Here is a 12,179-nt window from a genome sequence, read left to right as displayed (position 1 = left end):
GAGTTAGCAACTGTCGCAAATGCGTCGAATTGTCCAAAATCGGCGTCTGAGTGCGTTTAATGATATTTACTTTGACGTAAACGTCAATTTCAATTGTTTGAAAATGACGTATCTGGATTTTTTGTCGCGATTTGTTGAGATCGGCATGATTTGTCGCGTCGCGCGTAAGCTTCCGGTGGTTAGTCCGTGGTTTGATCGCGAAAAGCGCGACGCGCTCTTGCATTCACCGCCAAAATTCGCCACCTCATCTGTTGAGGTACAAAGATGACTGATGGCCGCGAGACACTGGATATGGAAGGCTTGCTCCGCTTCTATGCGGAAGCGGGTGTTGACATGCCGCTCTCGGACACGCCTATCGACCGCTTTGCCGAACCGCAGCGTGCACCTGCCGCACCGCGACCGGACATGCAGGCTGCCGAGCGCCCTCGCCCGTCGCCGCAACAGCCGTCCAGTCAGCCAAGCCGTGCGCAAAACTGGCAACAACCTTCGCCGGCTGCGACACCTTCACCCGAAAGCAGACCTGTTCAGGCCGCAGCCGACGTGCCCGATACGGCCCAGATCGCTCTGGCCCGTGAGGCCGCAGCACAAGCTGCGACACTGGATGAACTGCGCGAGAAGCTTGCGGCCTTTGATGGCTGTAATCTCAAATTCACCGCGAAAAACCTGTGTTTTGCCGATGGCGATCCGTCATCCGATATCATGTTCATCGGCGAAGCGCCGGGACGGGACGAGGATATGGAAGGGCTGCCCTTTGTGGGCAAATCCGGCCAGCTTCTTAATCGGATGATCGAATCCATCGGTCTCAAGCGCGAAAACGTTTATATTGCCAATACGATCCCGTGGCGTCCGCCGGGCAATCGTACGCCCACGCCATTGGAAACCGAGCTTTGCCGCCCGTTCATCGAACGGCAGATCGAGCTTGTCGCGCCAAAAATACTGGTTGCGCTCGGCGGCCCCGCAGGCAAGGCGCTGACCGGCGCAACCGAAGGCATATTGCGTCTTCGCGGTAATTGGAAAATCCATCGCACGCCATCCGGAATGGAAATTCCGGTTCTGCCGACATTGCATCCGGCCTATCTTCTGCGCACACCGGCACAGAAGCGTTTTGCCTGGCGTGACTTTCTGTCCGTAAAGTTGAAATTAGACGAAATACGCAATTGATATTTCGGCCTTTCGGTGGCATCGGCTCGTTCATCAGAGCAATGCTTGTCACCAACATGCCGCAAACTTGTTCTATTTCGCCGCTTGCCAAAGCGCCAGACGGCGACAAGTAGTTTTAGATTCCGAATTCATCTCATTGGAGCACCTCATGGCTGGCCAGTTGCTGCCCATCGCCGCCCTGCTTGCAAGCACATTCCTGATGCTGCTCGCCGGTGGCCTTGCGGGTATTCTCCTGCCGTTGCGCGGCGGAATGGAGGGCTGGTCCACCACAACCATCGGCTGGATGGGCACGAGCTATTCGCTGGCCTTCACCATCGGCTGCATCGTGGTGCCGCATCTGGTGCGCCGCGTCGGCCATGTGCGCGTGTTTTCCGCTCTGCTGACCCTGTTGTCGATGGCGCTGTTGTTTCATGCGCTCGTGGTCAGCCCGGTGGCCTGGATGATCTTTCGCGGCGTCGCGGGCTTTTCCCTCGCGGGCGCTTACATGATCATCGAAAGCTGGCTAAACGAGCGTGTCACCAATGAATCGCGCGGGCGTATTTTCTCGATCTATATGATCATTACCATGCTCGGCCTGATGTGCGGACAGTATATCCTGCCCTTCGGCGATGCGATGACCCAGACGCTGTTCATCATCTGTGCGATTATCTATGCCAGCGCGCTGCTGCCGACTGCCCTGTCCAGCGCCCAGTCGCCCAACCCGCTGACGCAGGTTTCACTTGATCTGAAGGGTCTTTACCGCCGCTCGCCAGCCGCTGCGGTCGGCTCGCTGATCGCCGGTATCGTCGCCGGTACGTGGAACTTTCTTGCCGCTATCTACGGCGAAATGAATGGGCTTTCGACCTTCGGCATCGCGACCATGCTCGCCTCCGCAATGATCGGCGGCGCAATCTTCCAGTATCCGCTTGGCCGCGCATCCGACTTCGTGGACCGGCGCTATGTCATGGTGCTGGCCGGTATCATCGGCTTCGCCTTGTCACTGGTCATGGTGCTGTTCCACCCGACCACACCCTATGCGATTTACGCAATGATGTTCCTGTTCGGCTCGGTGATCTATCCGATCTATAGCCTCAACGTAGCTCACGCCAACGATTACGCCGATGCCAGCGAATTCGTCAAAATCTCCGGCGGGCTGCTGATCATCTATGGCGCGGGCAGCGTGGTGGGACCAGCACTTTCCGGTCCGCTGATGGATGCCATCGGCCCTTCCGGCTTCTTCGTGACCATGGCCATCGCCTTTGGCGTTTACGGCCTGCACGCCTTCTGGCGCATTCGCAGGCTGCAACGTCCTGCAATCAGCGAACAGAAAACCGAGTACAAGTTCCACACGCCGGACGGTCAGTCCACGCCCGAAACCATGCAGCTCGATCCGCGCTCCGAAGGACCGCAGGAAACGGCGGGCTAGATATTTTTTAAGCATTATCCAACGCAAAACCGCTTCGCACTTTTGCTGGAAATGCTCTAATTACTGGCCTTGCGGCGCGTTGACCTTGTGCGGTTCGAGCGCAAGCTTGTGTTCGCGATAGATGATGAAGCCACCGGCCGCCATGACAATGACGCTGCCGACGAGCATTTCCAAAGTCGGCACATCGCCAAAAAGCAGAAAGCCGACCATCAGGCCCAACAGCATCGACGTGTATTCAAACGGCGCAATGGTAGACATCGGCGCGTGACGGTAGCATTCGGTCAGCAGAATCTGGGCGATGCCGCCCGCAAATCCGGCACCGATGAGCAGAGCGAGCTGCGTCCAGCTGGGCACGATCCAGCCAAAAGGCAGGCTGACCAGCGCAATGACGCTGGCCGACAATGAGAAGTAGATCACGATGGTTGCCGTGCGCTCGGTCTGCACGAGCCGCCGCACCAGGAGCATGGCGATAGCGGACATGAATGCTGCCCCGAGCGCCGACAAAGCACCAATCGCCTCGTTCTGCCCGACATTGCCTCCGGAAAACAGCGTCAGGCGCGGCCATATAATGATCAGCACGCCGAAGAGCCCGACCAGCACTGCGCTCCAGCGATAGAACCGGACGACTTCATGCAGAATGACCGCACCGAGAATCACCGTCATCAGCGGAGAGGCATAATTGATGGCGATTGCTTCCGGCAGCGGCAGTTTCATCAGCGCAAAGAAGCTCATTGTCATGGCGCAGACGCCAACCAGCCCACGCCAAAAATGGCTGAAGCCATGCTGTGTCCGAAACGCGCCCGAGAGTTGCCCACGCCATTGCAAATAGAGCAGAACAGCGATGACTGCGAAAAAAGATCGGAAGAAAATAAGCTGGCCTAGCGGCACACCATCGGCAGCTTTGAGCATCGTGGACATGCCGACAAAGACGGCAACGGAAGCAATCTTGAGACCGATACCAAGCATCGGATTTGAATCTAGCCCTGCCGCCTCAACAGCTGCGCTCGCACGAGCGTTCACGATGCAATCCCTCACATATACCGCGTAAAACTTGCGGCTAAATAGTATTACCACATTGTTTTCTTATGCCTGTTTGCCATGAACTGCCAGCCATAGCGTTGTGTTCGGCAAATTTATTTGCCCGGCGCTCGTTTCTTGTCGTTTGGGCAAAAGCCGGGTACGAATCCAGCACAAGACTTCACAGAAAGAGTTCCGCGATGCGTACAGAAACCGGCCAGACATTCCGTCTCGAAGATTACCGCCCGACACCTTACGCGATACCGGAAACAAAGCTCGACTTCACGCTGGAGCCAGAGAAAACCGTTGTCCGTGCCGAGCTGACCATCGAGCGCCGTCCGGGCACCGCGCCCGGCACGCCGCTGGTCCTCGATGGCGACGAACTCAAGCTCGTCAGCATTGCCATCAACGGCACCCCGCTTGCTGATAATAGTTATGTCGCGACGCCCGATCTCCTGACCATCAGCGATCTGCCGGAAGGTGAGCGCTTCACGCTGGAAATCGTCACCGCCGTCAACCCGACGACCAACCGGCAGCTTTCAGGGCTTTATCGCAGCAGCAGTGTCTATTGCACGCAATGCGAGGCGGAGGGCTTCCGTCGCATCACCTATTATTATGATCGCCCTGACGTGCTTTCCGTCTATACGGTCCGTGTCGAAGCCGACCGTGACGCCGCGCCGATCCTGCTCTCCAACGGCAATCCGGTTGAAAACGGCACGACAGAGGGCAGCGCTGGCCGACATTTTGCGGTGTGGCACGATCCGCATCCGAAGCCGTCCTATCTTTTCGCTCTCGTTGCCGGTTCGCTCGGCGTGGTGAAGGATCATTTCACCACGGCGTCTGGACGCCCGGTCGATCTCGCCATCTATGTCGAGCATGGTAAGGAATCACGCGCGCTTTACGCCATGGATGCGCTGAAGCGCTCCATGCGGTGGGACGAGGAAAGGTTCGGGCGCGAATATGATCTCGATGTTTTCAACATTGTCGCCGTGTCGGATTTCAACATGGGCGCGATGGAGAACAAGGGCCTCAATGTCTTCAACGACAAATATGTGCTGGCCGATCCCGAAACTGCGACCGATGTGGACTATGCCGGCATCGAGGCTGTCATTGCGCACGAATATTTTCACAACTGGACCGGCAATCGCATCACCTGCCGCGACTGGTTTCAGCTTTGCCTCAAGGAAGGGCTGACCGTCTATCGCGATCATGAATTCTCCGCCGATCAGCGCTCCCGTCCGGTAAAGCGCATCGCCGAAGTGAAGATTCTGAAGGCGCAGCAGTTCCCGGAAGATGGCGGCCCCCTCGCCCATCCGGTGCGACCGCGTGAATATCGCGAGATCAACAATTTCTACACGGCAACCGTCTATGAAAAAGGCTCGGAAGTCGTCCGCATGATCCGCACGATCATCGGGCCAGACCTATTCCGCAAGGGTATGGACCTCTATTTCGAGCGCCATGACGGCGATGCTGCCACGATCGAAGATTTCATCAAGGTTTTTGCCGACGTTTCCGGACAGGATTTCGCGCAATTCGCGCTCTGGTACGATCAGGCAGGCACACCGCGAGTGGATGCGGATTTCGACTACAATGCGACGGCTGAAACCTTCACAATCCGCCTGCGTCAGGCGCTGGCGTCAACACCCGGCCAGTCGGTGAAAAAGCCGATGCATATTCCAATCGCATTCGGCCTCATCGGCCCGGACGGTCAGGATATGAAGCCGGCTTCCGTTGAAGGCGGCGATGTGCATGACAATGTCATTCACCTGCACCACTCATCGGAGACCATTGTTTTCCACGGCATCAAGGCGCGCCCGGTTCCTTCGCTGCTGCGCGGCTTTTCCGCGCCGGTCAATCTCACCTCCCCGCTTTCCGAAGAAGAGCTGACATTCCTCGCGCTGAATGATAGCGATCCGGTTGCGCGCTGGCAGGCCATGAACAACATTCTCACCCGCACCCTGCTCGAGGGCGCCAAGCGCGTTCGTGGCGGCCATAAGCCCGAGTTGAATGCCAAGGTGGTCGAGTTGGTCGGTCGCGTCGCATCCGACGAGACACTTGATCCGGCGTTCCGCGCACTCTGCCTGACCTTGCCAAGCGAAAGCGACGTGGCCCGTGAAATGGGTGACAATGTCGACCCCGATGCTATCCTTGCCAGCCGCGACCACCTGATCGCCGCTATTGCATCGGCCTATGCGGGTGATTTTGCCCGGCTATATGACGGGCTCAAGCAGACTGGCGCTTTCACGCCCGACGCGGAAGCCGCAGGCAAGCGCGCCTTGCGCAATGCGCTGCTGGATTATCTGAGCCGCCACGAAGGCAACCAGCGTCGCGCCGCCCTGCAATATGCGGGGGCCGATAACATGACCGACCGCTTCGCCGCGCTGACCGTTCTCGTTCACCGCTTCGGCGATACGGATGAAGCGCGGGAGGCCCTCTCCAGTTTCGAACAGCGTTTCGGCGGCGACGGACTCGTCATGGACAAGTGGTTCAATGTTCAGGCGACCCGCCCCGGTGAACATGCGCTGAAAACCGTGCGCCAGCTTGCCGTCCACCGCCTGTTCTCGCTCGACAATCCAAACCGCGTGCGCTCGCTGATCGGCTCCTTCTCGGCTTCGAACCCGACCGGTTTCAACCGCAAGGACGGCGCGGCCTATGTGTTCTTCGCCGAGACGATCCTCGCTATCGATCCGGAGAATCCGCAGCTCTCTGCGCGACTTCTGACCTCGCTGCGTTCCTGGCGGTCACTGGAAGAAACGCGGCGCGAACATGCCCGTGCGGCCCTCGCCCGCATATCGGGCGTGCCCAAACTTTCGACCGACCTGCGCGACATCGTGGATCGCACTCTCGCCTGATTCGCGGGCGACAATCGAAGCAATCTGGTTCGCTCCTGCCAGCTGCCTTTCTGCGGCTGACAGGGTGAACAGCTATGCGCTTTCGCCCTGCTCTGGCACGCTTCGGAAGCGACCAGGTTTTTCATGAGTCTTTTCATGGATTTAAGCGCGTCGGCTAAGGAACTAATTCCAGATAAAGGCTTGAGATTCATAAGAAAATCAATGTCGGCGAGTGGCCTTTTTTACGTCTCGTTAACGAAATCGCTGGACAGCGCGAATCACTTTTGATTCATTGAATGCATTCGGAGGTGGCGTATTCCGAATCACTTCATTCGCAGGCATTTCACGAGGGACCAATCAGATGGCGAGCACCGACGCGTATGGCGCGCCGGCGGGGACGCATTGCGAATCCGGTCGGAAGAGAAAGAAAGGCAAGGTCTCGGGCCATGTCCGTCTTCTCGCGGGTCCGGCCTATGGCAAGTTCATCTCGATGGAACCCATTTTGCGCCGCCTCGTTCCCGCGCTGATCATCATCTTCCTTGTCATTCTCGGCGTCGCCCGTGTGTTTTCCATGCTGGCCTGGCACGACGATATCGAACAGCAGCATAAGGCATCGCTGTCGGCAGCAACCGCCAATCTGGCGCAAATGATCGAGCGCGTGGCGAATGGAACCAATGCAGGCGCGCAGGTTTCCGCCAAGGACTTGCAGGACACCATTGCCGAGTTTCGCTCGCGCGGCCTCTCATCGTCCGGCATGACAGTTGCCGTCGTTGACGGCCAGTCGTCGGTGGTCGCGGCTTCCGGCCCGCTCTCCGATTTATCCGGCAAGCCGATTGATACGATCCTGTCGGAAGCGCAGCCGCTGTTCCTCTTTGCCGAACGCGCAGGCGTGCTGAAAATTCTCCTGCAAGGCGAAGCGGCCTATGCCGCTTTGTCCAAACCGCTGACCGCGCCTTATTCCATCATCGCGACGGAAGCGGAAAATACGATCTTTGCCGAATGGCGTCGCGCGGTGTCGCTGAATGTCACACTCTTTGCGGGCACCACCGGCGTCATGTTCGCCATTCTCTACGCCTATTTCAGTCAGGCAGCGCGGGCACGTGAAGCCGACGACCTTTCCAATCAGATCCAGCTCCGGATCGATCTCGCCATGGCGCGCGGACGTTGTGGCCTCTGGGATTGGGACATGGCGCGCGGGCGCATCTACTGGTCCCGCTCCATGTATGAAATGCTGGGCTATGAAGCGCAGGACGCAGTGCTGCCGTTCAGCGATGTCGCGGCAATCATCAATCCGGAAGATGGCGATCTTTATTCTCTCGCCGAACAGGCGGCGGCTGGCGACTTTTCTCACGTGGACCGCGTGTTCCGCATGCGTCATGCGGATGGATCGTGGGTCTGGATGCGTGTGCGTGCCGATATCGCGGCTGAAGGCGACCTCCATCTGGTCGGCATTGCCTTCGACGTCAGCGAGCAGCACCGCTTTGCGCAAGCGACGGCGGAAGCCGACATGCGCATCCGCGAAGCCATCGAGAACATCTCGGAAGCCTTCATTCTGTGGGATGCCAACAACCGTCTGGTTATGGCGAATTCCAAGTTCAGCGAATATGCCGGTCTGCCGGTCTGGACGCTGAAACCGGGTGTGCCACGCAATGAAGTTGACGCCCACACGCGTCCCTTCACCTTTGAGCGTCGCATGGCCAACGAACACAATCGCGCAGGCGGTCAGACCTTCGAACGCCAGCTCAGCGACGGTCGCTGGCTGCAGGTCAACGAACGCCGCACGCAGGATGGCGGTCTCGTCTCCATCGGTACCGACATTACCCAGCTCAAGCTGCATCAGGAACGTCTGGTGGATAGCGAACGTCGTCTGATGGCGACCATTCACGATCTGTCGATTGCGCGTAAGGGTGAGCGCGACCGTGTCCGCGAACTGTCGGAACTCGCGCGCAAATACGGTCAGGAAAAGGAACGTGCCGAAGCGGCCAACCGCGCCAAGTCGGAATTCCTCGCCAATATGTCCCATGAGCTGCGCACGCCGCTCAATGCGATCATCGGTTTTTCGGAGATGATCCAGGCCGGCACCTTCGGGCCGCTCGGCTCTGACCGTTATGAGGAATATATCAACGACATTCACACCAGCGGTAACTTCCTACTGAACGTCATCAACGACATTCTCGATATGTCTAAGATCGAAGCCGGTCATTTCTCGCTCGACCGCGAGCAGATCGATCTTTGCCCGCTCATCAACGAGACGGTGCGCATGATTTCGCTGCAGGCCGACGAGAAGAACATCACGGTCGAGACACGGATCGAAGACGCCATGCAGCTCTATGCCGACCGCCGTGCGGTCAAGCAGGTGCTGATCAATCTCCTGTCCAACGCGGTCAAGTTCACATCCCATAACGGACATATCACGGTGCGCGCCCGCAAGACCGGATCGGCCCTGTTCATGACCATTCAGGACACCGGCGTCGGTATTCCGAAGTCGGCCTTGAAAAAGATCGGCCAGCCGTTTGAACAGGTCGAAAACCAGTTCACCAAAACCCATAGCGGCTCAGGCCTTGGTCTCGCCATCACCCGCTCGCTCGCCGAACTGCATGGCGGCTGGCTGCGTATTCGTTCGACCGAGGGCGTTGGCACGGTGGTTGCGGTCAGCATACCCGACCGCAAGGCGGTGCAGATCAGCGGGCACAGCGCCGCTATCCACGCAGCTTAGAGCGCATCCCAAAAAGTATGAAACGCCTACGCAGGGAAATCAGTCCACTGGACTGATTTCTGATCCTGCTTCGATCGGAAAAGATGCGCGTTAATTTAAAAATCAAGCGCTCACCAGCTTCTCAAAACTCGCGCGAACTTCCTTCGCCAGTTCGGTCAAATGATGTTCGACGCGCTTGATATCCGGCATATCGGCGGCGCGGCAGAGAAGATCGATCATACCCGGAATGAACTCGTCTCGCGGTGCATCGCTGCCGAGACACAAGCGAATGGTCTGACTCAAATTCGTGTAAAGCCGATGCGCTTCGACCAGACTGTCGGCAAGGGCTGGTTCCGCGTAGGCCGGGTCGAGCGAGCCAAGAACCTCTTCCGTTCCCAGCGGACGCGGCTTCTTGGTCACTTTTCCAACCAGAACCGCGAATTGCGCGATGAATTCCAGATCGACAATGCCGCCGGGCTTTAGCTTGAAATCCCAGTCATCACGTGGCGGCTTTTCCTGATAGATCAGGTCGCGCATTTCGCGCACGTCCTTGGCGATCTTCTTCACATCGCGCGGTGCCGACAGCACCTCATCGATCTCCGCCGTGATATGCGTGATAAAGCTCTCGTCGCCGTGGATCGGGCGCGCCCGCGTTAGCGCCATATGCTCCCAGGTCCAGGCCTCGGTCCGCTGATACTTGCCGAAGGATTCGATATGGGTTGCGACAGGCCCCTTGTTGCCCGAAGGGCGCAGCCGCATGTCGACTTCATAGAGTACACCTTCCGCCGTCGGGGCGGACAGGGCGGCGATCAGGCGTTGCGTCAGGCGAATATAATATTGCGACGGTGCGAGCGGCTTTTCACCGTCCGATTCATCGGCATCCGTGTCATGATCGTAGAGCAGGATCAGATCGACATCGGAACCTGCAGTCAGTTCACGACTGCCGAGCTTGCCCATGGCGAGCAGCGCCGATTTCGCGCCTTTGACCTTGCCGTGGCGGCGCTGCAATTCGGCTTCCACAGCCTCAAACGCCTTTCCGATCATCAGCTCCGCCAGATCGGAAAAAGCGCGCCCGGCACGCACGCCGTCAATCGCGCTTGTCAGCAGGCGAATGCCGATCAGGAAACGATGCTCTGCCGCAAAGATGCGCAGACGATCCAGCACTTCCTCGTAATCCGTCGCAGCCCCGAGAAACACGCGCAGCCGCTCTTCCAGATAGGAGCGGGTCGGCATTTCCGAAAAAATAGCCGGGTCGAGCAGACCGTCAAAAACATGCGGATTGCGTGTGATGATTTCGGCCAGCCGTGGCGCAGCACTCATGATCATCACGAGCAGATTGAGCAGGCGCGGATTGGATTGAAGCAGGCTGAAAAGCTGAATTCCCGCGGGCAAGCCTTGCAGGAAACTGTCGAAACGCAACAGCGACTCGTCGGCGCGCTTGGTCTCAGCGAAGGCGTTCAACAGCGCAGGCGTCAGTTCGGTCAGGCGCTCGCGTGCTTCCGCCGACTGGGTGGCGCGATAGCGCCCGAAATGCCAGGTGCGGATAACGCGGCAGATATCGCTTGGGCGCTCATAGCCCATGGCGGCAAGCGTCTCCAGCGTACCCGGATCATCCACATCGCCGGTGAAGACGAGATTGCCCGTCGAGGTGCCAAGTTCCGGCGCCTGCTCGAACAAGGCCGCATAGTGCTTTTCAACGATCTTGAGCGCGTTGAGGAAAACATCCGAAAACTCAGCCGGATCGGCATAACCCATCATATGGGCGACACGGGCAAAGCCTTCATCGTCTTCAGGAAGGATATGCGTCTGTTCATCGGCGATCATCTGGATGCGGTGTTCCACGTCGCGCAGGAAGTAATATTCCTTGGCCAGCGCATCGCGCGCCTTTTCCGTGATCCAGCCGCGCTCCGCGAGCTGGCCGAGCATGGGCACAGTTTGATTACCGCGCAGTTCCGGAAAGCGTCCGCCAGCAATCAGCTGCTGGGTCTGAACGAAGAACTCAATCTCGCGGATACCTCCGCGTCCAAGCTTCACATTGTGTCCGCGAACGGCAATGTCGCCATGGCCCTTATGGGCATGGATTTGCCGCTTGATCGAATGGACATCGGCAATCGCTGCATAGTCGAGATATTTGCGCCAGACATAAGGGGAGAGTTCAGCCAGCACCTGACGCCCGGATGCACGATCACCGGCGACGGGGCGCGCTTTGATCATGGCGGCGCGCTCCCAGTTCTGGCCGCGCCCTTCGTAATAATGCAGCGCTGCGCCAACGGGAATGGCGAGCGGTGTCGACCCCGGATCGGGACGCAAACGAAGATCGACGCGGAAGACGTAACCATCTGCGGTCCGATCCTGAAGAATGCGGACAAGCCGCCGTGTCAGGCGCGAAAACGTGTCCACGCATTCATAAGGATCGCCGATGGCCGGTTTGGTTTCGTCGATGAAGACGATCAGGTCGATATCGGAGGAATAGTTCAGTTCTCGCGCACCGAACTTGCCCATGCCCAGCACGATCCAGCCGCTGTCCTTGTCGGGCTTGTTGCGGTCGGGCAGCTTGATTTTTCCGGCTGCATCAGCGTCGCGCAGCAAGAAGCGCACGGCAGCACCGGTGCAGGCTTCAGCGAGATCTGTCAGCCAGCCGGTGGTGGCTTCCGTATTGAAAATTTGAGCCAAATCGCAAAGCGCGATCAGCACATGCGCTTCGCGTTTGAAGCGGCGCAGGTCAGTCATGAGCGAAGCTTCGCTCGCGCCATCCTCCATGCCGCAGAGCGAAACCGTCGCGAGAATATCGTGCAATGCAGTTTCGGGCGAAGCAGAAACAATGCGGCTTAGAATGGAGGGATGTCGGCTCAGCGCCTCGCGAATAAACGGCGACAGGTCGAGCACAGCCGACAGGAAGGCCGAAACTTTTTCCGTTTTCAGCAGAGCGGCGACATCTGGCAGTTGGTCCTCACGGGATCGCTCGACCAGATCGGCGAGGAAGGATCGCGCCCGATCAGGATCAAGCGGCGTCAGCGCACAAAGGTCTCTCTCGAAAAACAGTTCCTTTGTATCGTTAGCCGCCATGATC

The 12,179-nt window shown here is 58.3% G+C and carries 6 protein-coding genes; 4 read left to right on the top strand and 2 right to left on the bottom strand.

What is annotated here, in order from left to right; all coding sequences use genetic code 11:
• Nucleotides 1–264 precede the first annotated feature (264 nt).
• Together QBD01_RS04750 and QBD01_RS04745 are read left to right on the top strand one after the other, a co-directional pair.
• The gene (locus QBD01_RS04750; protein WP_280991799.1) at nucleotides 265–1,161 is read left to right on the top strand and encodes a uracil-DNA glycosylase; all 897 of its coding nucleotides are present in this window, start codon (nucleotides 265–267) and stop codon (nucleotides 1,159–1,161) included.
• Between the two features lie 148 nt (nucleotides 1,162–1,309).
• Nucleotides 1,310–2,566: an MFS transporter gene (locus QBD01_RS04745; protein WP_280991798.1), complete on the top strand. Its 1,257-nt coding sequence runs from the start codon at nucleotides 1,310–1,312 to the stop codon at nucleotides 2,564–2,566.
• A gap of 60 nt (nucleotides 2,567–2,626) precedes the next feature.
• Here the strand turns inward: QBD01_RS04745 and QBD01_RS04740 are convergent, their stop codons facing one another.
• The gene (locus QBD01_RS04740; protein WP_392391321.1) at nucleotides 2,627–3,532 is read right to left on the bottom strand and encodes a DMT family transporter; all 906 of its coding nucleotides are present in this window, start codon (nucleotides 3,530–3,532) and stop codon (nucleotides 2,627–2,629) included.
• A 251-nt stretch (nucleotides 3,533–3,783) separates the two neighbouring features.
• Here QBD01_RS04740 and pepN point away from each other — a divergent pair, with 251 nt between their 5' ends.
• Both pepN and QBD01_RS04730 read left to right on the top strand, forming a co-directional pair.
• Nucleotides 3,784–6,435 carry an aminopeptidase N gene (gene pepN / locus QBD01_RS04735; protein ID WP_280991796.1) on the top strand — a complete coding sequence of 884 codons (2,652 nt, stop codon included), beginning with the start codon at nucleotides 3,784–3,786 and terminating at the stop codon, nucleotides 6,433–6,435.
• Between the two features lie 340 nt (nucleotides 6,436–6,775).
• On the top strand, nucleotides 6,776–9,130 hold the full coding sequence (locus QBD01_RS04730) for an ATP-binding protein (protein WP_280991795.1): 2,355 nt from the start codon (nucleotides 6,776–6,778) through the stop codon (nucleotides 9,128–9,130).
• 102 nt (nucleotides 9,131–9,232) lie between these two features.
• Here QBD01_RS04730 and QBD01_RS04725 read toward each other — a convergent pair whose 3' ends face one another.
• A complete protein-coding gene (locus QBD01_RS04725) occupies nucleotides 9,233–12,175 on the bottom strand; it encodes a bifunctional [glutamine synthetase] adenylyltransferase/[glutamine synthetase]-adenylyl-L-tyrosine phosphorylase (protein ID WP_280991794.1) in 2,943 nt (980 codons plus the stop codon).
• Between the last annotated feature and the right edge of the window lie 4 nt (nucleotides 12,176–12,179).

Source organism: Ochrobactrum sp. 19YEA23 (assembly GCF_029909865.1).
GTDB classification, from domain to species: domain Bacteria; phylum Pseudomonadota; class Alphaproteobacteria; order Rhizobiales; family Rhizobiaceae; genus Brucella; species Brucella gambitense.
Note: the sequence above shows the minus strand (reverse complement) of the source record. Positions and strands in the feature narration are given on the sequence as shown.

Coding starts and splice junctions, on each gene's coding strand:
- QBD01_RS04740 (WP_392391321.1), bottom strand. CDS start 3,532: ATGCTTGGTATCGGTCTCAAGATTGCTTCCGTTGCCGTCTTTGTCGGC.
- QBD01_RS04725 (WP_280991794.1), bottom strand. CDS start 12,175: ATGGCGGCTAACGATACAAAGGAACTGTTTTTCGAGAGAGACCTTTGT.
- QBD01_RS04745 (WP_280991798.1), top strand. CDS start 1,310: ATGGCTGGCCAGTTGCTGCCCATCGCCGCCCTGCTTGCAAGCACATTC.
- QBD01_RS04750 (WP_280991799.1), top strand. CDS start 265: ATGACTGATGGCCGCGAGACACTGGATATGGAAGGCTTGCTCCGCTTC.
- pepN (WP_280991796.1), top strand. CDS start 3,784: ATGCGTACAGAAACCGGCCAGACATTCCGTCTCGAAGATTACCGCCCG.
- QBD01_RS04730 (WP_280991795.1), top strand. CDS start 6,776: ATGGCGAGCACCGACGCGTATGGCGCGCCGGCGGGGACGCATTGCGAA.